General features: G+C 51.1%; 14 protein-coding genes. 9 read left to right on the top strand and 5 right to left on the bottom strand.

Features of this window, described 5'->3' with window-relative positions; all coding sequences use genetic code 11:
• Positions 1-9: 9 nt before the first annotated feature.
• The 4 genes from mukB to A6301_RS16345 all read left to right on the top strand — a co-directional run bounded on the left by mukB (position 10) and on the right by A6301_RS16345 (position 8058).
• Positions 10-4449, top strand: coding sequence for a chromosome partition protein MukB (gene mukB / locus A6301_RS16360; protein ID WP_215482461.1), 4440 nt, complete (start codon positions 10-12; stop codon positions 4447-4449).
• A 411-nt stretch (positions 4450-4860) separates the two neighbouring features.
• Complete coding sequence (ldtD, locus tag A6301_RS16355) at positions 4861-6603, top strand: L,D-transpeptidase (protein WP_234258276.1); 1743 nt, start codon at positions 4861-4863, stop codon at positions 6601-6603.
• A 178-nt stretch (positions 6604-6781) separates the two neighbouring features.
• On the top strand, positions 6782-7330 hold the full coding sequence (locus tag A6301_RS16350; protein ID WP_107168247.1) for a YcbK family protein: 549 nt from the start codon (positions 6782-6784) through the stop codon (positions 7328-7330).
• A gap of 80 nt (positions 7331-7410) precedes the next feature.
• Positions 7411-8058, top strand: a complete 648-nt coding sequence (locus A6301_RS16345) for an MBL fold metallo-hydrolase (protein ID WP_234258275.1) — start codon at positions 7411-7413, stop codon at positions 8056-8058.
• 72 nt (positions 8059-8130) lie between these two features.
• On the opposite strand, the gene A6301_RS16340 is transcribed toward A6301_RS16345, so the two are convergent.
• The 4 genes from A6301_RS16340 to pncB all read right to left on the bottom strand — a co-directional run bounded on the left by A6301_RS16340 (position 8131) and on the right by pncB (position 13879).
• The gene (locus A6301_RS16340; RefSeq protein ID WP_137742113.1) at positions 8131-9321 is read right to left on the bottom strand and encodes an amino acid aminotransferase; all 1191 of its coding nucleotides are present in this window, start codon (positions 9319-9321) and stop codon (positions 8131-8133) included.
• Positions 9322-9628: 307 nt separating this feature from the next.
• Positions 9629-10693, bottom strand: a complete 1065-nt coding sequence (locus tag A6301_RS16335) for a porin (protein WP_304622723.1) — start codon at positions 10691-10693, stop codon at positions 9629-9631.
• Between the two features lie 294 nt (positions 10694-10987).
• Positions 10988-12388 carry an asparagine--tRNA ligase gene (gene asnS / locus A6301_RS16330; RefSeq protein WP_107168243.1) on the bottom strand — a complete coding sequence of 467 codons (1401 nt, stop codon included), beginning with the start codon at positions 12386-12388 and terminating at the stop codon, positions 10988-10990.
• Between the two features lie 285 nt (positions 12389-12673).
• On the bottom strand, positions 12674-13879 hold the full coding sequence (gene pncB / locus A6301_RS16325; protein WP_234258274.1) for a nicotinate phosphoribosyltransferase: 1206 nt from the start codon (positions 13877-13879) through the stop codon (positions 12674-12676).
• Between the two features lie 223 nt (positions 13880-14102).
• On the opposite strand from pncB, the gene pepN reads away from it, so the two are divergent.
• The 3 genes from pepN to A6301_RS16310 all read left to right on the top strand — a co-directional run bounded on the left by pepN (position 14103) and on the right by A6301_RS16310 (position 18720).
• Positions 14103-16718, top strand: coding sequence for an aminopeptidase N (pepN, locus tag A6301_RS16320; RefSeq protein WP_234258273.1), 2616 nt, complete (start codon positions 14103-14105; stop codon positions 16716-16718).
• A 203-nt stretch (positions 16719-16921) separates the two neighbouring features.
• Positions 16922-17932, top strand: coding sequence for a quinone-dependent dihydroorotate dehydrogenase (gene pyrD, locus A6301_RS16315; RefSeq protein WP_107168240.1), 1011 nt, complete (start codon positions 16922-16924; stop codon positions 17930-17932).
• A 200-nt stretch (positions 17933-18132) separates the two neighbouring features.
• On the top strand, positions 18133-18720 hold the full coding sequence (locus A6301_RS16310) for a cell division protein ZapC (RefSeq protein ID WP_234258272.1): 588 nt from the start codon (positions 18133-18135) through the stop codon (positions 18718-18720).
• A 60-nt stretch (positions 18721-18780) separates the two neighbouring features.
• Here the strand turns inward: A6301_RS16310 and A6301_RS16305 are convergent, their stop codons facing one another.
• Positions 18781-19884 (bottom strand): YcbX family protein, encoded by a 1104-nt coding sequence (locus A6301_RS16305; protein ID WP_234258271.1) that lies wholly within the window; start codon positions 19882-19884, stop codon positions 18781-18783.
• A 113-nt stretch (positions 19885-19997) separates the two neighbouring features.
• On the opposite strand from A6301_RS16305, the gene rlmKL reads away from it, so the two are divergent.
• The gene (gene rlmKL / locus A6301_RS16300; RefSeq protein WP_107168237.1) at positions 19998-22115 is read left to right on the top strand and encodes a bifunctional 23S rRNA (guanine(2069)-N(7))-methyltransferase RlmK/23S rRNA (guanine(2445)-N(2))-methyltransferase RlmL; all 2118 of its coding nucleotides are present in this window, start codon (positions 19998-20000) and stop codon (positions 22113-22115) included.
• 3 nt (positions 22116-22118) lie between these two features.
• Positions 22119-24029 carry an ABC transporter ATP-binding protein gene (locus A6301_RS16295; protein ID WP_234258270.1) on the top strand — a complete coding sequence of 637 codons (1911 nt, stop codon included), beginning with the start codon at positions 22119-22121 and terminating at the stop codon, positions 24027-24029.
• The last annotated feature ends 15 nt before the right edge of the window (positions 24030-24044 follow it).

Here is a 24044-nt window from a genome sequence, read left to right as displayed (position 1 = left end):
TGAACAGGAATGATTGAACGCGGTAAATTTCGCTCACTAACGCTGGTCAACTGGAACGGCTTTTTCGCCCGCACCTTCGATCTTGATGAACTGGTTACCACGCTATCCGGCGGTAACGGCGCAGGGAAATCCACCACGATGGCCGCCTTTATTACGGCGCTGATCCCTGACCTGACGTTACTGCACTTCAGAAATACGACTGAAGCGGGGGCCACCAGCGGTTCACGCGATAAAGGTTTGCACGGTAAATTACGTGCGGGTGTCTGCTACTCGACGCTGGATGTCGTTAACTCGCGCCATCAGCGCGTACTGGTTGGGGTTCGTCTCCAGCAGGTTGCGGGGCGTGACCGTAAAGTCGATATCAAACCTTTCACCATTCAGGGATTGCCGACCGCCATCCAGCCGACACAAATTCTGACGCAGGTCGTCGGCGATCGTCAGGCGCGCGTGCTGTCGTTGCAAGAGCTGAAAGATCGCGTCGAGGAGATGGAAGGCGTTCAGTTCAAGCAGTTTAACTCCATCACCGATTATCACTCGCTGATGTTTGATTTGGGCGTGGTGCCCAGGCGCTTGCGTTCCGCCTCCGATCGCAGCAAGTTTTACCGCCTGATTGAAGCCTCGTTATATGGTGGTATTTCCAGCGCGATTACGCGCTCGCTGCGCGATTACCTGCTGCCGGAAAACAGCGGCGTGCGTAAAGCGTTTCAGGATATGGAAGCGGCGCTGCGTGAAAACCGCATGACGCTGGAAGCGATTCGGGTTACCCAGTCTGACCGCGATCTGTTTAAGCATCTGATCTCTGAAGCGACATCCTATGTTGCCGCTGACTATATGCGGCACGCCAATGAGCGACGCATCCATCTGGATGGGGCGCTGGAGTTGCGTCGTGACCTGTTCTCCAGCCGTAAACAACTGTCGAGTGAGCAATATCGCCATGTGGAAATGGCGAGGGAATTGGCGGAGCAGAGCGGCGCTGAAGGCGATCTGGAAACGGATTATCAGGCAGCGAGCGACCACCTGAATCTGGTGCAGACAGCGATGCGCCAGCAGGAAAAGATCGAGCGCTACAACGCCGATCTGGAAGAATTGAGCTATCGCCTCGAAGAACAGAACGAGGTGGTAGAAGAAGCGCGTGAGCAGCAGGCGGAAAACGAAGAACGTGCCGATGCGGCTGAATTGGAAGTCGATGAGCTAAAAAGTCAGCTTGCCGATTATCAGCAAGCGCTGGACGTTCAGCAAACGCGCGCCATTCAGTACCAACAGGCTCAACAGGCATTGGAACGCGCTCGCACGCTGTGTCAGTTGCCGGATTTAACGGCAGAGAATGCAGATGAATGGCTGGATAGCTACCAGGCGAAAGAGCAGGAAGCGACAGAAATTCTTCTGATGCTGGAACAGAAACTGAGCGTGGCAGATGCGGCGCACGGCCAGTTTGAGCAAGCTTATCAGTTAGTGAGCAAAATTGCCGGTGCGGTCAATCGCAACGAGGCCTGGCAGGTCGCGCGTGATTTGCTGCGCGACAGCTCTTCACAACGCTATCAAGCCGAGCGAGTACAGCCGCTGCGGATGCGGTTGTCTGAGTTGGAACAGCGCCTGCGTGAGCAACAGGATGCTGAACGGCTATTGCAGGATTTCAGCAAACGTAACGGTCAGGATTATCAGCCAGAAGAGCTGGAGTCGCTCCAGCAAGAGCTTGATGCGCGTATCGAAACCCTATCATCGCTGGTGGCGGAAGCGGGTGAACGTCGCATGGCGTTGCGGCAGGAATTGGAGCAAATCCAGCAGCGCATTCAGAAGCTGACGGCGCGTGCGCCAGTCTGGCTGGCTGCACAGGAAATGCTGACGCAACTGAGCGAGCAAAGCGGCGAAACGTTTGAAGAGAGCCGTCAGGTGACCGAGTTCATGCAGCAATTGCTGGAGCGTGAACGTGAAACGACGGTTGAGCGTGATGACATCGCTGCCCGCAAACGTCAAATCGAAGCACAGGTTGAGCGACTAAGCCAGCCCGGTGGTTCAGAAGACCCGCGCCTGAACGCGCTGGCGGAACGTTTTGGTGGCGTGCTGCTGTCTGAAATTTATGATGATGTCACGCTGGATGATGCCCCGTATTTCTCGGCGCTTTATGGCCCCTCTCGCCATGCGATTGTAGTACCCGATCTTTCTCTGGTCCGCGATCAGCTTGCCGGTCTGGAAGACTGCCCGGAAGATCTGTATCTGATCGAGGGTGACCCGCAGTCGTTTGATGACAGCGTGTTTGCCGTTGAAGAACTGGAACGCGCCGTGGTCGTGAAAGTTGCGGAGCGTCAGTGGCGCTATTCTCGCTTCCCGGAAGTGCCGCTGTTTGGCCGCGCTGCGCGGGAAATGCGTCTGGAAAGTCTGCGTGATGAGCGCGAAGCGCTGGCAGAGCAGTATGCGACGCTATCATTTGACGTACAGAAAACGCAGCGCTTGCACCAGTCTTTCAGCCGATTTATCGGTACACATCTGGCTGTTGTTTTCGATGAAGATCCCGAAGCAGAAATTCGCACGCTCAGCTCCCGTCGCGGCGAATTAGATCGTGCGATGGCCAGTTTTGATGGTGAAAATCAGCAACAGCGCCAGCAGTATGAGCAGGCGAAAGAAGCCAGCGCGCAACTGAATAAATTGATTCCGCGTATTAGCCTGTTGTGCGATGAGACGTTGCAGGATCGTGTGGAAGAGATCCGTGCAGAGCTGGATGAAACCGAAGAATCTGCCCGTTTTATTCAACAACACGGAGCGACGCTAGCTAAGCTGGAGCCACTGGTTTCTGTCTTGCAAAGCGATCCGCAGCAACATGAGCAGTTGCAGGAAGATTATGCTCAAGCGCAGAACGCACAGCGGCAGGCGAAACAGCAGGCATTTGCACTGACCGAGGTTGTGCAGCGTCGTGCCCACTTCAGCTATGCCGATTCGGCCGGCATGTTGGGTGAAAACGCCGGTTTGAATGACAAACTTCGCCACCGTCTGGAATTGGCTGAAGCAGAACGGACAAAAGCGCGCGAACAGCTACGCCAGCATCAGGCACAGCTGACGCAATACAGTCAGGTTCAGGCGTCGCTGAAAAGTTCTTATGACGCCAAACAGGACATGCTGAAGGAACTGACGCAGGAACTTCAGGATATCGGCGTGCGTGCGGATGCCGACGCTGAAGCGCGTGCCCGTCAGCGCCGTGATGAACTCCATGCTGCGTTAAGCACCAACCGCTCGCGGCGTAACCAGTTGGAAAAACAGATTACGTTCTGTGAAGCGGAAATGGACAGTTTGCAGAAGAAATTGCGCAAGCTGGAGCGTGATTACCACCAGATGCGTGAGCAGGTTGTCACCGCGAAAGCAGGCTGGTGCGCGGTCATGCGTTTGGTGAAAGACAATGGTGTTGAGCGTCGTTTGCACCGTCGTGAACTGGCGTACATGGAAGGTGATGAACTGCGCTCCATGTCGGATAAGGCGCTGGGGGCGCTGCGTCTGGCGGTCGCGGATAACGAACATCTGCGCGATGTGCTGCGGCTTTCGGAAGATCCGAAGCGACCTGAGCGCAAGATCCAGTTCTACATCGCCGTTTATCAGCATCTGCGCGAGCGTATCCGTCAGGATATTATCCGTACCGACGACCCGGTAGAAGCGATTGAGCAGATGGAGATCGAGCTTAACCGTCTGACTGAAGAGCTGACGGCGCGTGAACAGATGTTGGCAATCAGCTCGCGCAGCGTGGCAAATATCATTCGTAAGACGATCCAGCGTGAGCAGAATCGTATTCGTATGCTGAACCAAGGGCTGCAAGCGGTCGCGTTTGGTCAGGTAAAGAGCGTCCGTTTGAACGTCAACGTACGCGAGACGCATACCACGTTGCTCAATGTGTTATCCGAGCAGCAGGAAATGCATCAAGATCTGTTTAACAGCAATCGGCTGACCTTCTCGGAAGCGCTGGCGAAATTGTATCAACGTCTGAATCCTGAAATTGATATGGGTCAGCGCACACCGCAGACTATCGGCGAAGAGCTGCTGGATTACCGCAACTACCTCGAAATGGAAGTGGAGGTTAACCGTGGTGCGGATGGTTGGCTGCGGGCGGAAAGTGGGGCGCTGTCTACCGGGGAAGCAATTGGTACTGGGATGTCAATTCTGGTCATGGTGGTACAGAGCTGGGAAGAAGAATCTAAGCGTCTGCGTGGAAAAGATGTTATCCCGTGCCGTCTACTTTTCCTCGATGAGGCGGCGCGTCTGGATGCCAAATCGATCGCGACGCTATTCGAGCTCTGTGACCGGCTGGAAATGCAGCTAGTCATCGCGGCACCGGAAAATATCAGCCCCGAAAAGGGAACCACCTATAAGCTGGTGCGTAAAGTTTACCAGAACAATGAGCATGTCCATGTGGTTGGATTACGTGGGTTCGGAACGGAAGCGTCAGAGACGCAAGAGCAAGTTTTGTAGCTGTAAATCCTGCTGCTATTTTCCTCTATAATGATAAAGCCGCTTTTTTAAGCGGCTTTATTTTTTTCGTAAAGAGTGGCTAAAAGAGAATGCTGACGGCGAATAGGTTCATCAAACACTAAGATAATACCCAGAAGAAGAAGCAAAAATATTTTTCTCTTTATATACTGACGATAAAACGATTGCAGGCCGTAGAGGGATTTACGGGCGTATGTTGTAAAGTGGCCTGTGGTAATAATGGCGCTATATAAAAACGATCCTATTTCATTCTTTATCGTTTTCTATAATGGAAAACGAAGAAATGAGCTTATGCCAGTGTGACCGTATGCGAATGAATTCGGTTTGTTATTTCCATGTTCAACGTGGATTGTCGTGAAAGCATAGTGATTAATGAGTACAGGGGATAAATGGATGTTGTTGTTACATAAACGAAAAATGGTCAGGCTGATGTTGCGCGTGGGTTGTATTTGGGTAGGAAGCCTGTCTCCTTCGTTTTCGGTGCTGTCAGCGTCTCCGACGGTGGTGTCTGGGTTATCACAAAGCATGGGCGTGGTTTCTGTCGAAAAGAGTCGGGCAGGGCTTTTGGCTGCGCTGCCACACGGCATGACGGTACATTATCTCTCTGATTTATCATCACTTTATGCTCAGCATCAGATGCAGCCGATGTGGGCAGATAATCGCGCCGTTCAACAGTTTCAACAGCAGCTTGCCGAATTGGCGATAGCGGGTGTGCAGCCACAGTTCACCACGTGGGTGACCTTGCTGACCGATCCTCAATTAACCGGGTTTGCGCGTGATGTCGTGCTATCGGACGCGATGCTGGGTTATTTGCAGTTTATCTCTGGCGTGGAGCGTAATGGCAATGATTGGCTGTACAGCAGCGTGCCTTATCGTCTGCAATCGCCTGCGTTGAATATCGTATCTCAATGGCAACAGGCCGTGAAATCCGGCACCAGTGCGGCCTATGTGGTTTCGCTGGCTCCGCAGCACTCACAGTACGCCAAAATGCATGAGGCGCTGAAGACGATGCTGACTGACACGCGTCCGTGGCCAAATCTCAATCTGGCGGAATCTCTACGCCCGGAACAGCAGAGCCGTGAATTGGTTGTACTGCGTGAGATTTTGCAACGTACTGGCATGTTGTCGTCAACGGAGAGCATCACGCTTTTTAATGAAAATGTCGCCGCAACTACCACGTCGCTAACCGCGCAAACCTCTGTCGTCGATGGCGCTATCAATACAGACGATCTTTACACGGGTGAACTGGTTGAGGCGGTTAAGCGCTTCCAGCACTGGCAAGGGCTGGAGGATGATGGCGTGATTGGTAAACGCACGCGTGATTGGCTTAATGTTTCTCCGCAAATGCGAGCAACGCTGCTGGCGTTGAATATCCAGCGTCTGCGCCTGTTACCGGATAATGTTCATACCGGTATTATGGTGAATATCCCCAATTACTCACTCATTTATTATCAGGATGGTGCTGAACGTTTATCATCGCGCGTCATTGTCGGGCAACCGAAACGTAAGACGCCGCTAATGAGCAGCTCGCTGTATAACGTAGTGGTCAATCCGCCGTGGAATGTCCCTACGACGCTGACCCGACAGGACATTATTCCTAAAGTGGTGCGCGATCCCGGTTATTTGCAGCGCCATGGCTATACGGTGCTGTCCGGCTGGAGCCAGGATGCAGAAGCGATTGATCCCTCCATGATCGATTGGCAGGGCGTGTCGGCAGAGCGCTTCCCCTATCGCCTGCGTCAGGCACCTGGGGCAAACAATTCGCTGGGGCGTTATAAGTTTAATATGCCGAATTCAGAAGCGATTTATCTGCACGATACGCCTAATCATAACCTGTTTCAACGTGATATCCGGGCGCTGAGTTCTGGTTGCGTGCGGGTCAATAAGGCATCGGAACTGGCTAACATGCTACTACAGGATGCTGGTTGGAATAATAGCCGCATTTCTTCTACGCTGGATCAGGGAAATACGACTTTTGTTTCAATGAAGCATCGGATTCCGGTTAATCTCTATTACCTGACGGCGTGGGTCGCGGAAGATGGTAAACCGCAGTTCCGAACAGATATTTACAATTATGATGATACCGCCCGTGCAGGGACGAAAGTGCTATCCAAAGCAGGGCTGTTGCTTCAGTAAGTATTGAAAATACGGGCATTAGCGGTATGGGGGTTGTATCGTTTTGCGGGGGATCGATGCGATCTCCCGCAAAGCTGTAAGCAAAGCGGGTTGACTCACTTTTCTCTGGCAGTTAAGGTTCAAGGCGGTGCGTTTTGTACCGCTTTTATACCGTTCTTTTAGCCAGGATACCCGTTCTATGGATCGCATTGACAATCATCGCCGTAAGTGGCTTGCACTGGGTGGTGCCGCTTTGGGCATCGCACTGCTTCCCGGTCAGGCATTTGCAACGTTATCTACGCCCCGACCACGAATTTTGACGCTGGATAACCTGAATACCGGAGAACGGCTGAAAACGGAATTCTTTGATGGCAAACGGTATAATAAATCAGAACTTTCCCGCCTGAATCATTTTTTCCGCGATTACCGCGCCAATAAAGTCAAAACGATTGACCCGCAACTTTTCGATCAGCTTTATCGTTTACAGGTCATGCTGGGAACCAACAAGCCTGTACAGCTAATTTCTGGTTATCGCGCAATAGATACTAATAACGAATTACGCGCGCATAGTCGGGGTGTGGCAAAGCAGAGCTACCACACGAAAGGGCAAGCGATGGATTTCCATATTCAAGGTGTTCAACTGGCCAATATCCGCAAAGCTGCTACTAAAATGCGTGCCGGTGGGGTTGGCTACTACCCGCGCAGTGATTTCGTTCACATCGATACTGGCCCGGTTCGTACCTGGTAACCTGCTATAGCAGCACGACATTTTTCTGACACGGCTCGCCGCAATATAGCGAGTCGTTGAGTTATTCAACATGGAGTGATATGAAATATCAAATAGTCCCAGTGACGGCATTTAGCCAGAACTGCACATTGTTATGGTGCGAAAAAACCAATGAAGCAGCGATTGTCGATCCCGGTGGCGACGCTGAAAAGATCAAACGTGCCGTCGCGGATGCGGGGATTTTGGTTAAGCAGATTTTGTTGACGCATGGTCATCTAGATCACGTCGGTGCAGCCGCGGAGCTGGCAGAACACTATCAGGTATCAATTATTGGTCCACAGATTGAAGACGCTTTCTGGCTGGAAGGATTACCGGCACAGAGTCGGATGTTTGGTCTGGAAGAGTGCGCGCCGCTGACGCCATCACGCTGGTTGCAGGAAGGTGATCAGGTCAGCGTGGGGGAGACGACACTGGCGGTTTTCCACTGTCCAGGTCATACGCCCGGTCATATTGTTTTCTTTGATGCCGAATCACGTTTAGCACAGGTAGGGGATGTTGTTTTCAATGGTGGTGTAGGGCGCACCGATTTCCCTCAAGGCGATCATCAGGCGTTGATTGCGTCCATCAAGAATAAGCTACTGCCACTAGGCGATGACGTGACCTTTATTCCGGGGCACGGCCCGATGTCGACATTAGGACATGAGCGCAAAACCAATCCTTTCCTGCGTGAAGATGCCGCAATTTGGTAGTGTTTTATTGGCTTGAAAAGCAGAAATAAGAAAGCCGACACAGCGTGTCGGCTTTTTTGATCGGTAAAACGATCAGAGCACGGCAACAATCGCTTCGCAGAGCGGTGCCATGTTTTCTGGCGTCATCCCTGCAACGTTGACACGACCAGAGTTCACTGCGTAAACGCCGAATTCGTCACGCAGACGCAGAACCTGCTCCTTGGTCAAGCCGCTGAATGAGAACATCCCATTCTGGTTGATGATGAAGGAGAAATCCTGCTGCGCGCCTTTTTCCTGCAACGTATTGACGAACAGCTGACGCATACGCTGAATGCGCTCGCGCATCGCCGTCAACTCCTGCTCCCAAATGGCCTTCAGCGCGTCGTTACCCAAGATGGTTGCAACAACGGTCGCACCGTGTGACGGTGGGTTAGAGTAGTTAGCGCGAATAGCGGCTTTCACCTGGCTGAATGCTTTGTCTGCCGTTGCGGCATCTGCTGCAACCAGCGTACAGGCACCGACGCGCTCATTGTACAAACCGAAGTTTTTAGAATACGAGCTGCATACGATCAGCTCATCGTGAAGTGCGGCAAAGATGCGCAGACCTTCCGCATCTTCTTCGAGCCCACGGGCAAAGCCCTGATAGGCGAAGTCAAACAGCGGCAGCCAGCCTTTTGCTACCGACAGTTCAGCCAGTTTAGCCCACTGCTCAGCGGTAGGATCGATACCGGTTGGGTTATGGCAACAGCCGTGGAACAGCACCACGTCACCTGCTTGTGCGGCATTCAAGCTGTTCAGGAGGCCATCAAAATCTAGCGCATGGTTTGCTGCATCGTAGTAGTCATATTGGCAAATTTCTAAGCCAACGGCAGAGAACACATTATTGTGATTTGGCCAGGTTGGGTTGCTGATCCAAATACGTTTTGCTGACGTCTGATTTGCAATGAAATCAGCGGCTACGCGCAACGCACCTGTTCCGCCCGGCGTTTGTGCTGTGCGAGCCCGCTTATCGGCAATGATGGCATTCTGCTTGCCAAACAACAGCTCCTGCGTGCACTGACCGAATGCTGGCAGACCGTCAATGCCCAGATAATTTTTGGTGGTTTCATTTTCCAGCAGATAGTGTTCTGCTTTTTTTACGCTGGTCAGAACCGGAGTTTTGCCGGTTTCATCTTTATAGACACCAATACCCAGATTGATTTTATTCGCGCGGTCATCGGCGCGGAAAAGATCGGTCAGCCCGAGAATAGGATCGGCCGGTGCGGCAGAGATATTTTCAAACATTGCCAGAATGTTCCATAACTGAGATGAAATAAGAATTCTCAGAGTACCGTCAGTAAAAGGCTTTGCCAACCGTTGATGTCAAAAAGAAAGGGAAATAACAGGGAGAAGGAGAGAGACGAAATAAAAGACTGGTTAGGTGAGAATAATTGGCGCAAAGCAGAAACAAAAAACACCATGCGCGTTTTCCAATGTTGCTTATGGCGGCCAGTAAGGGGAGCTATCCAATACGCAATAAAAAAGACAGAGCCGAAGCTCTGTCTTTTCATGCAATACGAACGATTAACTCGTTACGTTATGCTGCAACAACTTAGAACTGGTAAACAACACCAACGTTTACAGTATCGCCGTTGTAAAGGTTATATGCGTTGTTTTTATCAATCAGATTGATGTCATACTCAGCATAAGTGGAGAAGTTTTTATTGAATGCGTAAGTAGCACCGATGCTTGCGTATTTAACGCCGTAATCGTTGCTGTTTACATTGGTATTTTCTTTGTCTTTACGAGAAACGTAGGCCAGGGTTGGAGTCAAACCGAAATCGAAGTTGTATTGTGCAACCACTTCAAAGATTTTACTTTCGTCAGCTAAAGTAGAACCTGTAGTTCTGAAGAAGTTACGGCCTTCACCGTAAGTCGCTGCCAAATAGATGTCGTTAGCATCGTATTTCAGACCAGTAGCCCATACGTCAGCACGCTCACCGCCAGCGTTGGATGTGCGTTGAGCAGAAGTACGCTCCTGAGAACCGTAAGAAGCAACAACACCTACGCCGAAATCAGTGTCATAGGACAGAGAGGTTGCCCATGCATCGCCGTGGCTACGATCGATACGTGTACCGGTTTCGTTTTTAGCAACGTATTGCAGACCAAAACCTAAGTTGTCAACCAGACCAAAGAAGTTAGAGGTGTTGTAAGTTGCGGCACTGCTGACACGACCAGTCAGAGTATCAGTAACGCTGCTGTCGCCGCCGTTTTCTGGCAGTACGTCAGTATAAGCCAGACCGTTATAAGCCACACCGGTGTTACGACCATAGTCGAAAGAGCCGAAGTCACCAAACTTCAGACCGGCAAACGCTTTACGAGTTTTACTTTCACCAGCGCTAGTGCCTTCTTCTTCAACACTGGTACCATCGAACTGGTATTCAAAAGTACCGTAACCAGTCAGATCGCTAGTGATCTGAGTCTGGCCTTTAAAGCCCAGACGTGCATAGGTGCTATCTTCGTTATCTTTTTCTTGGTTATTGAAAGTATAACCAGCGTGTACACGACCAGTCAGATCCAGCTTGTTCGCATCTTTATTATAGATTTCTGCTGCGTTGGCAGCGCCTGCGACTAACAGAGCTGGGATTACTACTGCAAGAATGTTGCGTTTCATCATTATTACCCTCATTGGTGTTATTTAGACACCTGCCACTGCCATAAATAATTCTTTGGGAACTATTCCTGAAAGTTTGGTGTCTTCCTGTGTCTGAACGCAGTTTTCCATTCACTCGCGCGTTAATCCACCCTAAAGATGCTACAAACTTCGCAATCAGGTAACAAATAGAAAAATTGTGTGTCAAAATGTAAAATTCAGGGAACTTTTTGTGACATAACAAAAATTAAAAAAAAAGAGCCGGGAAACCCGACTCTTCTTTTCTACATATTTGTTTTACTTATATTAAATTTTTATTTAGAAACTGGCATTCCGTGGTGTGCGTGGGAAAGGGATTACGTCGCGCACATTTTGTACACCGGTAACATAGGCAATTAGTCGTTCAAAACCTAAACCGAAACCAGAATGGGGAATGGTGCCGTAACGGCGTAAATCACGGTACCACCAGTAATCTTCTTTATTCAGCCCCATCTCTTCCAGACGGCTATCTAGCTGTGCCAGACGCTCTTCACGCTGAGAACCTCCGATGATTTCACCGATGCCGGGTGCCAGAACATCCATCGCGGCAACGGTTTTACCATCGTCATTCATACGCATGTAGAAGGCTTTGATGTCTTTCGGGTAATTTTTAACCACAACGGGTGCTTTGAAGTGCTGCTCAGCCAGATAACGTTCATGTTCGGAGGAGAGGTCAACGCCCCAGTAAACAGGATTCTCGAACTGCTGCCCGCAATTCAACAGGATATCAACCGCATCGGTGTAATCGACCTGGGCGAAATCGGAGCTGACGAATTTTTCCAGTCGCGTGATGGCTTCTTTATCTACGCGCTCGGCAAAGAACGCCATATCATCGGCACGCTCGTTCAGTACGGCCTGGAAAACATATTTCAGCAGGTTTTCGGCCAGACCCGCGACGTCATCCAATGTGGCGAACGCGACTTCCGGTTCGATCATCCAAAACTCAGCCAGATGGCGGCTGGTGTTAGAGTTTTCTGCGCGGAACGTGGGGCCAAAGGTATAGACGTTGGACAGTGCACAGGCGTAGGTTTCGCCGTTCAACTGGCCTGATACGGTTAGGAACGCTTCTTTGCCAAAGAAGTCTTCGCTGAAATCCACTTTACCTTGCTCGGTACGTGGCAGATTTTCCAGATCGAGTGTGGAAACGCGGAACATTTCACCCGCACCTTCGGTATCGGATGCAGTTATCAGCGGGGTAGACACCCAGAAATAACCATTTTCATGGAAGAAGCGATGGATCGCCTGAGCCAGCGTATGACGAACGCGTGCAACGGCACCGATCAGGTTGGTACGTGGACGCAGGTGCGCCACTTCACGCAGGTATTCGATGCTGTGACGCTTTGCCGCCATCGGATAGGTATCGGGATCGTCAACCCAGCCGACAACGTTAACGTTGGTCGCTTGTAGCTCGAAGCTTTGGCCTTCACCTGGAGAAGCAACGACGTTACCGGTGATTTCAACGGAGCAACCCGTGGTCAGGCGCAGTACGTCATCCTGATAATTCGAGAGATTATTATTAACGACAGCCTGTAATGGATTAAAGCAGGAGCCGTCATAAACGGCGATAAAGGAGATACCGGCTTTAGAATCTCTCCGGGTACGTACCCAGCCGCGCACGGTGACTTCGCTGTCAACGGCGACACGGCCTTGCAGTACATCGACTACAGGCACTACGCTCATAAAATTCTCTCTTTAATTAATCGTGTTTAAGAAATAGATCGTGGTTAAAACGCTAAATGGCCCAATCCGAGCCATTTGCTATGTTACTTGCGATGCAACAGGACACAAGCAGAAATCACCGGAATGGCGCGAAGTTTTCGCCCATGTCGGTGAATCTGCTGCAAAGTTGGTCAATACCCGTCATTCTTCACGTTGCCTGTGCGTTTGCTGCGCTGAAATACTCAACCCGTCGTAGACCTCATCCTGAAGGGGCAACGCGAATGATTCAGAGTATGCGGGAAAGCCTTAACTGGCCTTTTTCACGCGAGGTAAGTCAAACGCTTTGCGTAACTCACACACGAAGTTCTGATCCTGGCAGATGGTTTTACCTGGGCTATCAGAGAGTTTTGCCACCGGTTTGCCGTTGCATTCCACCAGCTTGATGACGATATTCAGCGGTTTCACGCCGGGAATGTCACACGTCAGACGTGTACCCATGCCAAATACCAGATTTACGCGTGGGTAAAAATGACGATACAGCGCCAGCGCTTTATCCAGATTCAGGTTGTCGGAGAAGACCAGCGTTTTGCTCATCGGATCGATGTTCAAGCGTTGATAATGCGCAATCGCTTTCTCGCCCCAATCGACTGGATCGCCAGAATCGTGGCGTAGCCCCTGATAGGCTTCGGCGAACGGTAAATCGAAATCGCGTAGGAAAGCATCCATGGTGATGCAATCGGTCAACGCAATGCCCAAATGTGTGGGATATTCATGTAGCCACATCTGGAGCGCCGCGCGCTGGCTGTTGGCCAGCGTCGGACTAATCTGTTGATGCGCTTGAAACCACTCGTGCGCTTGCGTACCGACGGGGGTGATGCCCAAACGGCGTGCCAGATCGTAATTACTGGTGCCGATGAGATAAGGAAAATCGGCTTGCAGCGCCGTAACAATAGTTTGCTGAACATCGTATGAGAAGCGGCGGCGCGTGCCGAAATCCATCAGCTTAAATTGCCTGAGGTCCACATCTACGCTGTGTTGACGGAAGCTCTCCAGCGAAGCTGACAGTTGGACGAGCGCTTGCTCGGCCGTGACATCAGGCGAACGAGACCGATGTACGACTTCGCTGATCACGGCCAGCAGGGGAACTTCCCACAAGATAACTTCACGCCATGGCCCGGTGATGCGGATATCCAGCTTGCCAGCGTTATTCTTAATCGAAACCTGCTGAGGATTGAAACGGAAGTCCCGCAGCCAGTTAAGGTAATCCTGCTGGAAGAACGGCAGAGAAGAAAGATAGGTGAACTCATCGTCACTCAATGACAGGAAACGCATCAGATCAACCTGATGGGCTATCTCGTCGGCATAAATGCCTAATAACTCATCGCCACGGCAGCGGAATTCAGCCGCAACATCGACATGATAATAATGATGATACACCGCCTGTTGCATGTGCAGCTTGTAGGCATCGGTATCCAGCAATGAGCGCAAAATCGGGGAAGTGTGCAAAGTCATAATGCGTTACAGCATCCTTGTAAGATGCCTATCCACCATCGGGACAATCAGCAATGTCCGGTCAGTATACCTTGATTATCTGTTTATTACATTACGACAACATAGCGAGACGTGCGGGGGTGAACCACGATACGATGATTATCCTCATTATTTTGTCGTGGTAACATTAAGATAACAGGCTTAGACTTGATCTTTGATGCTTATGACGAGGTGGAAACTTTAGATGAATCAACAGCCGCAAATAAAATATCGCCATGACTACCGTGCGCCGGATTACACCATTACCGACATCGCATTGGATTTCGATCTCCATGCTGAAAAAACTCGCGTAAAAGCCGTTAGCCAGGTGGTGTTGCAGGGGGACGCTGGCGCGCCGTTGAAGCTGGATGGGGAAGGGCTGACGCTGATTAGTGTGAGCGTTGATGGCCAGCCATGGGCGCATTATCAGCAGCAGGCCGATGGTTTGATTCTGACGCAATTGCCAGCGACGTTTACGCTCAGTATTGAAACGGATATCAATCCTTCCGCCAATAGTGCACTGGAAGGGTTATACCTTTCTGGCGAAGCGCTCTGTACGCAGTGTGAGGCCGAAGGATTCCGCCACATTACCTATTATCTCGACCGCCCGGATGTGCTGGCGAAATTCACGACGCGCATCACCGCAGATAAAGCTCGCTATCCTTATTTACTCTCTAACGGTAACCGTATGGCGCAAGGGGAGTTGGAAGGGGGGCGCCATTGGATTGAGTGGCAGGACCCGTTCCCGAAACCGGCTTATCTGTTTGCACTGGTTGCCGGTGATTTTGATGTTCTTGAGGATCGCTTCACGACGCGTTCCGGTCGCGATGTAGCGTTGGAGCTGTACGTTGACCGTGGCAACCTCGATCGTGCGGATTGGGCGATGACCTCGCTGAAGAATTCGATGAAGTGGGATGAGGACCGTTTCGGTCTGGAATACGATCTCGACATCTATATGATCGTCGCCGTTGATTTCTTCAACATGGGGGCGATGGAGAATAAAGGGCTGAACGTATTTAACTCCAAATACGTGCTGGCCAAAGCGGAAACCGCGACGGATAAAGACTATCTGAACATTGAAGCGGTGATCGGCCATGAATATTTCCACAATTGGACGGGCAACCGTATCACCTGCCGCGACTGGTTCCAGCTTAGCCTGAAAGAAGGGCTGACGGTGTTCCGCGATCAGGAGTTCAGTTCCGATTTGGGATCGCGCCCGGTGAATCGTATCGATAATGTACGTGTGATGCGCGGTGCGCAGTTTGCAGAAGATGCCAGCCCGATGTCGCATCCGATTCGTCCCGATCAGGTGATTGAGATGAATAACTTCTATACGCTGACGGTCTATGAAAAGGGATCGGAAGTGATCCGCATGATGCACACCTTATTAGGTGAAGAAGGCTTCCAGGCCGGTATTCGTCTGTATTTTGAGCGTCACGACGGCAGCGCGGCGACCTGCGATGACTTTGTGCTTGCGATGGAAGAGGCTTCCGGCGTCGATCTCACGCAGTTCCGCCGCTGGTACAGCCAGTCGGGAACGCCGGTATTGACCGTGCGTGATGATTACGATCCGCAGACGCAGCAATATCTGCTGAGCGTGAGCCAGATGACGCCAGTTGGTGCCGACAAGCAGCAGAAGCTGCCGTTGCACATCCCGTTGGATATTGAGCTGTACGATCTGCAAGGGAAGGTGATTCCGCTTCAGAAAGACGGTCAACTGCTGTCGTCAGTACTTAATGTGACTGAATCTGAGCAAACGTTCATTTTCGATCAAGTACCTTGCCGCCCGATTCCTTCTTTATTACGTGAGTTCTCTGCGCCAGTAAAATTGAACTATGCCTGGAGCGATGAACAACTGACGTTCCTGATGCGCCATGCGAGTAATGCGTTCTCGCGTTGGGATGCGGCACAGAGCCTGTTGGCTAACTATATTCGTCTGAACGTTTCCCGCTATCAGCAAAAACAGCCGCTTTCAGTGCCAATGCATGTTGTTGATGCTTTCCGTGGCGTATTGCTGGATGACAAACTGGACCCAATGCTGGCTTCTCAGATTCTGACATTGCCGAGTGAAAACGAGATTGCCGAACTGTTCGATATCATCGATCCCACCGCAATCGCTGCCGTGCGTGACAGCATGACGCACACCATGGCGCAAGAGATGGCGGATGAGTGGTTGGCGGTGTACCACGCGAATCACGCGCCGCAATATCGTATCGAACATGCAGATATGGGCAAGCGTGCGCTGCGCAATACCTGCCTGCATTATCTGGCATTTAGCGATGCGGTTCAGGCGGATAAACTGGTGCAAACACAGTTCCGTCAGGCGGATAACATGACCGACTCGCTGGCGGCGTTGGCGGCGGCAGTTGACGCTCAACTGCCGGTGCGTGATGAGCTGCTGACGCAGTTTGATGACCGCTGGCATCAGGATGGGTTGGTCATGGACAAATGGTTCGCGCTGCAAGCCTCTAGCCCAGCAGATAATGTGCTAACCCGCGTGCGTGAATTGTTGCAACACCGTTCATTCAGCCTGAACAATCCTAACCGTTTACGTTCGCTGGTAGGAGCGTTTGCGGCATCGAATCCATCGGCTTTCCACGCAGAAGACGGCAGCGGTTATCGCTTCCTGACGGAGATTCTAACCGATCTTAATACCCGCAATCCGCAGGTTGCGGCCCGGATGATCGAACCGCTAATCCGCCTGAAACGCTATGATGCTAAACGTCAGACGCAAATGCGTCAGGCGCTGGAGCAACTTAAGGCGTTGGAAAACCTGTCTGGCGATCTGTTCGAGAAAATCAGCAAAGCACTGCAAGACTAATTCCGTCACGGTCATTCCTCTATCACACGCGGTAACCTGCCGCGTGTGATATTTCCCCCCATGCTAATTTCTTACCTCCGCAAACGTTTTACTTTCCGCAGAGATGGCACTACCATCACCGACCGTGAGTTAAACCGTAATCCACTATTGCTTACTTTCTGCGTAAGCAAGATACCTTTGTGATAGGGATCTCAGGAGACAATATGTTCTATCCCGTTATCAAAAAAGCCCTGTTTCAGCTCGATCCAGAGCGTGCACATGAGCTGACCTTCCAACAATTACGCCGTATTACCAACACGCCTTTTGAATTTCTCGTCCGTCAATCCGTTCCGACTAAACCTGTTACCTGCATGGGGCTCTCTTTTAAAAACCCACTGGGTTTGGCGGCGGGATTAGATAAAGATGGCGAATGTATCGATGCTTTAGGCGCAATGGGATTTGGTTTTATTGAAGTGGGTACGGTAACGCCGCGTCCACAAGCCGGTAATGATAAACCAAGATTATTCCGCGTGGTGGAAGCGGAAGGGTTGATCAACCGGATGGGGTTCAATAATAAAGGCGTGGATTACCTTGTCGAGAATGTAAAGAAAACACATTTTGGCGGTGTATTAGGGATCAATATTGGCAAGAATAAAGATACGCCGGTTGAGCAAGGCAAAGACGATTATTTGATCTGTATGGATAAGGTTTATCCTCACGCGGGCTATATCGCGATCAACATTTCGTCACCCAATACGCCAGGATTACGCAGCCTGCAATATGGCGAAGCGCTGGACGATCTTTTGCTGGCGATAAAGAATAAGCAGACAGAATTAAAAGAGAAGCATCAAAAATATGTCCCTGTAGCGGTGAAGATCGCCCCGGATCTTTCTGAAGAGGAATTGATCCAAATTGCTGATAGCCTGGTTCGCCATAACATCGACGGTGTGATTGCCACTAACACGACGCTCGAGAGAAAACTGATTCAGGGGTTAAATCATTGCGGACAAACGGGAGGATTAAGTGGGCGTCCATTGCAGACGAGCAGCACGGAAATTATCCGTCGTTTGTCACAGGAATTAGCGGGACGTTTACCGATTATTGGCGTGGGCGGAATTGATTCTCTGGTCGCCGCGCGTGAAAAAATGGATGCTGGCGCCTCGCTGGTACAGATATATTCAGGCTTTATTTTCCACGGTCCTCGCTTGATTAAAGATATCGTTACACATATTTAATCCGAAAGTCCTTTCATTGCTAGCTGGGGGTTTATTTATTCACCCAGCTAGTCTATATTTTATCCGTTTGCGTAAATAATCTATCAATCGATGTCTGATCTTCTTGCTGCGGCGTTTATTCGCTGAACGATTATTGCGATGTAAGAAAACACAATCAGCCATTTCTGATATTTCTACTGTGAAGGCGAAGGGTAAATAATATGAAGTTAAAACCTGACGATAACTGGCGCTGGTATTTTGATACCGAACACGATCGCCTGATGTTGGATCTGGCTAACGGCATGTTATTCCGTTCTCGCTTTCCGTCTAAAATGCTAACGCCGGATGCATTTAATGAATGTGCATTTTGCGTTGACGATGCCGCATTATTTTTTACCTATAATGACAAATGCCAGAAAGTGGCACTACACCGCGATCTTCAGGGTGAGTTAGTTTTGAATGCGCTGGTGGCAAGCCGATTCCTTAAGCCGCTCATGCCAAAAAGCTGGCATTTTATCCAGCAGCCGGATGCCGTAGCCTATTCACCGCAGGCAGGGGATATTGTGCAGGTACAGCTCACCGAAACGCATGAAACGGCCTGTTTTCTGGTGGCGGAAGCGGGGGATAAAGCTTGTCTTTGCCTGCTGGCGCAAGAGCAACTGCCATTGAATGGGAAAATGATGGGGCTGGGTGATGCCATAAAAATTATGCACGACAGGTTAATGCCTGCCGTTGTTCAGAATAGGGCTGAATGGGAAACCCCGCTGGGTGACGGCACCTCCGCATTTGAGTATGCCAAGGTCGTCTAATCCCCGTCATACTTCAAGCTGCATCGTGTTGGTTTGTCTTCGACTAGTGCAGATGCTTTTTTATTGCAAATGAAGGTCACCCTGTGGAATGCAGCTACAGCTCAGAATCTCACCGTTTGCTCTGATGGCACTTTGTTTTAGTGCAGAAACCTCCCCACTGACTAACGTCAATTTGCAGCAACCGCACAGTCCAGCCCGACAAGAATAGGGGACGCGAATGCCCTGTTGCTCCAATTGCTCCAGTAAAATCTGCTGATTATTCCCTTGCAACAATTTTCCCTGATAGTGGATGGTAACGGCTTGCTTACTTTTTTCGGGAACGGCAAGACTTTCGACGACCTGACCTGCACCATAAGGACGCGGCGGTTTGGTCGCTAGAACTTCCAATGTATCGCCTATGCGAATGATGCCTGTATTTCTGGCGACCAGGTTTTGTCCAAAATCAACGTCGCCGTTGTCGGCAGTGCGGAAAGATTGCAGCGTTGCCAAAGGCTCTGCTGACGGATGTTTGCGCCCGCGCTCGATGCTGACGGTGGTCAAAATGCAGCGACTACAGGGTTTGACAACATCAAAAATAATCTCGCCAATGCGGATGGTCTTCCAGCTATCTTCGGCAAAGGCTTCTGCGCCTGTCACCACCAGATTAGGGCGAAACTGTTCAATTTTAATACCGGCCGAGCAGCGCTGGCGTAGCGCCTGAAATGACGCATCATTGATTAACAGAAACGGATAACCATCGGCAAAAGCCAGAGGAACATCGGGATAATGCTTCACCCGCCGTGACGGCTCATTGCCCACCCAACGCAACTGAACATCGCGCTGAAAATAATGGCTTAGCCAACGATTGATAGCATCGGGTGCAACGCTCGCGGTGAAGTGTGTTCCCCATACTTCAGTGGGTTGAGGTGCCTCGATGAAGTCGGCAAAGCGAATAGTGGCAGTTTGACCATCCGGTGCGGCAATAAACAGCCCATCTGCTAACAGCGCGGGGGTAAATAACACCATTTGTGGATACTGGCGAGCAGTAATAAAGGTGCCATCAGGTTCGGTGATCATGAATGCACGATCGTTCGCCAAACCGCTGACAGATGCCATCGCGTGGGACAGTTGTAGCCCTCGCATCGATTTTACTGGGTGTATATAAAGCCGCGTTACGCCGATCACTGACCTGTTCCTTGCAGAAGTAAAGCGGCAACTTTATGACAAGCGTCTCGGATTAGCTATAATGCGCCTCAATTTCTTTCTTTAATGTATTTCTTTTTGGTGATAGTGACGACATGAATGCTTTGTTTGCCAGCACGGCGCGGGGACTGGAAGAGTTATTAAAAAGCGAACTCGAATCATTGGGTGCGCAGTCTTGTGCGGTTGTGCAGGGCGGTGTCCATTTTGAGGGTGACAACCGCCTGCTGTACCAGAGCCTGCTGTGGAGCCGTCTGGCGTCGCGCATTCTGCTGCCGCTGAATGAATTCAAGGTACACAGCGATCTGGATTTGTATCTGGGCGTGCAGGCGATTGACTGGTCAGCGATCTTTAGCATCGATAAAACTTTTGCTGTGCATTTTACGGGTACTAATGAAGATATCCGCAACAGTCAGTACGGCGCGTTAAAAGTAAAAGATGCGATTGTCGATAGCTTTACGCGCAAAACCGGGCAGCGACCGGACGTGGCTAAACAGCAGCCGGATATTCGCGTTAACGTCTTTTTGCAGCGCGATACCGCTAGCGTTTCGCTGGACTTAAGCGGTGAGGGCTTGCACCAGCGCGGTTACCGCGATCTGGCTGGACTCGCGCCGTTAAAAGAAAATCTGGCGGCGGCGATTGTTTTACGCTCCGGCTGGCAAAACGGCACGCCGATGGTCGATCCGATGTGTGGTTCCGGTACGTTGCTGATCGAAGCGGCAATGATGGCCTCCGATCGTGCACCCGGTTTGCATCGTACCCACTGGGGATTTAACGCCTGGTTAAAACACGATGCTGAACTGTGGCATGAAGTGACCAGTGAAGCACAACAGCGTGCTCGCCAAGGTTTGCAGGCGACCACGTCACGCTTCTTCGGATCGGATAACGACCGCAGAGTGATTGAGATTGCGAAAGCCAATGCGCGTCGTGCAGGCGTTGCCGAGTTGATTTCTTTCGGTGTGAAGGATGCGGCACAGCTACAGAATCCACTACCGGAAGGTCCGAAGGGCACCGTCATCAGCAACCCGCCTTACGGCGAGCGTCTGGAAAGTGAACCTGCGCTGATCGCCTTGCATAATATGCTGGGTCGTAAGATGAAAAGCGATTTTGGCGGTTGGCAGTTGTCGCTGTTCAGTGCGTCGCCGGAGCTGCTCAGCTGCCTGCAACTGCGTGCTGAACGTCAATTCAAGGCAAAAAACGGCCCGCTGGACTGCGTACAGAAGAATTATCAACTGGCAGACACGCAGGGGGAATCTGCGGGGCAAATTGCGGAAGATTTTGCCAACCGTCTGCGTAAGAATCTGCGCAAGCTGGAAAAATGGGCGAAGCAGCAGGGGATTGAATGCTATCGCCTCTATGATGCCGATCTGCCTGAATATAATGTAGCCGTCGATCGCTATGGCAGTTGGGTCGTCGTACAAGAATATGCACCGCCTAAAACCATTGATGCACAAAAAGCCCGTCAGCGATTGTTTGATGTCATTAACGCGACGTTGAGCGTGCTGGAATTACCGTCGAACCGTCTGGTGCTGAAAACGCGTGAACGCCAGAAAGGTAAAAACCAGTATGAGAAACTGGCGCAGAAAGGCGATTTCCTTCTGATGGAAGAGTTTGGCGCCAAACTGTGGGTCAACCTGACCGACTACCTCGATACCGGTTTATTTCTCGATCACCGTATCGCCCGTAAAATGCTGGGTGAAATGAGCCGCGGCAAAGATTTTCTCAACCTGTTTGCCTACACCGGCACGGCGAGTGTTCACGCTGGATTGGGGGGCGCACGTTCAACGACTACCGTTGACATGTCGCGCACCTATCTGGAATGGGCGGAGAAAAACCTGCGGGTGAACGGCCTGACCGGGCGTCAGCACCGTTTGATTCAGGCAGACTGTTTGTCATGGCTGCATAATGGTCATGAACAGTTTGATGTGATCTTCATTGACCCGCCGACCTTCTCTAACTCAAAACGGATGGAAGAGTCGTTTGATGTCCAGCGCGACCATTTGGCGCTGATGAAAGATCTCAAACGCCTGTTGCGTCGTGGCGGCACCATCATGTTCTCGAATAATAAACGTGGCTTCCAGATGGACGTTGCAGGCCTGACCGCGCTGGGGCTGAACGCCAAAGAAATCACCGCGCAAACCCAATCACAAGATTTTGCTCGTAATCGTCAGATTCATAACTGCTGGCTGCTAACGCATGCCGGTGAGGAAAAGTAACCGATGTCTTTAATTAGCGTTTCAGGTGCATGGCTGTCGTTTAGCGATGCGCCGCTGTTGGATAACACCGAACTCCATATCGAAGAGAATGAGCGCGTTTGTCTGGTTGGGCGTAACGGCGCGGGTAAGTCGACGCTACTGAAAATTCTGGCTAAAGACATTCCGCTGGATGATGGTCGCATCATCTATGAACAAGATCTGATTGTCGCCCGTCTGCAACAGGACCCGCCGCGCGATGTTGCCGGTAGCGTGTTCGATTTTGTTGCTGAAGGGGTCGCAGCACAGGCGGGTTACCTGAAGGATTACCATGCCATGCTGCGTTTGGTAGAGAGTGATCCTAGTGAGAAGAACCTGAACCAGTTAGCTAAGCTGCAAGATGTTCTGGAGCATCAGGGGTTGTGGCAACTGGAAAGCCGCATTCATGAAGTATTGGAACAGCTAGGCCTGTCCGCGGATGCACCGCTGGCGTCGCTTTCTGGTGGCTGGTTGCGTAAAGCGGCACTTGGCAGAGCGCTGGTGAGTTCACCGCGCGTGCTGCTGTTGGATGAACCGACTAACCATCTGGATATCGAGACGATCGACTGGCTGGAAACTTTCCTGAAAACGTTCCAGGGCAGCATCGTCTTTATCTCCCATGACCGTTCATTTATTCGCAATATGGCGACCCGTATTGTCGATCTTGACCGTGGCAAACTGGTTTCCTGGCCGGGCAATTACGAGAAATATCTGGAAGGGAAAGAAGAAGCGCTGCGGGTTGAGGATCTGCAAAATGCAGAATTCGATCGCAAACTGGCGCAGGAGGAAGTGTGGATACGTCAGGGGATTAAGGCTCGGCGTACACGTAATGAAGGACGCGTGCGGGCGCTGAAGGCAATGCGTCAGGATCGTGCGCAGCGTCGAGAAGTCATGGGCTCTGCGAAAATGCAGGTTGAAGAGGCTGCCCGCTCTGGCAAAATTGTGTTTGAGTTGGAAGATGTCAGCTATCAGATTGACAATAAGATACTGACACGCAATTTCTCCGCTCAGGTACAGCGCGGTGACAAGATTGCGCTGGTGGGGCCGAATGGCTGCGGTAAAACTACGCTGCTAAAATTGATGCTGGGTGGGTTAGAGCCTGTCAGCGGACGTGTGCACTGTGGCACGAAGCTGGAAGTTGCCTATTTCGATCAACATCGTGCTGAACTCGATCCAGAACGTACGGTGATGGACAATCTGGCGGAAGGCAAGCAGGAAGTGATGGTTAATGGCCGCTCACGTCACGTGCTGGGCTACTTGCAGGACTTCCTGTTCCATCCGAAACGTGCGATGACGCCAGTAAAAGCGCTGTCCGGTGGGGAACGTAACCGCCTGCTGCTGGCACGTTTGTTCCTCAAGCCTAGCAACCTGTTGATTCTTGACGAACCGACCAACGATCTGGACGTGGAAACGCTGGAACTGCTGGAAGAATTAATCGAAAGCTATCAGGGAACCGTTCTGCTGGTCAGCCACGATCGTCAGTTTGTGGATAATTCGGTCACTGAATGCTGGATCTTTGAAGGCGATGGCAAGATTTCCCGTTTTGTCGGCGGTTATTTCGATGCGCAACAGCAGCGTGCCACGACAACACCACTGCGCACGACGACGGCGCCGGCAGTAGCTGCGCCAGTGGCGACCGTAAGCACCGCACCGTCAGCTAAACGAAGTGCCGGAAAATTAAGTTATAACCACCAGCGCGAATTAGAGCAGCTACCGCTGCGTATTGAGCAACTGGAGCAGGAAATCGAGTCGCTACAAGCGCAGATGAACGATGCCAGTTTCTTTAGTCGCCCACATGATGAAACACAGTCGGTACTGAACGCACTGGCGGAAGCGGAAAGCGCTTTGGAAACCTGTTTCGCACGTTGGGAAGAGCTAGAAGCACAGAAAAACGGCTAATCTGCGCTGTTTGTG

The organism is Pectobacterium sp. IFB5596 (assembly GCF_021432585.1).
Classification (GTDB): domain Bacteria; phylum Pseudomonadota; class Gammaproteobacteria; order Enterobacterales; family Enterobacteriaceae; genus Pectobacterium; species Pectobacterium punjabense.
The sequence above is the reverse complement of the archived record's forward strand: the minus strand, read 5'-3'. Positions and strand labels throughout refer to the sequence as shown.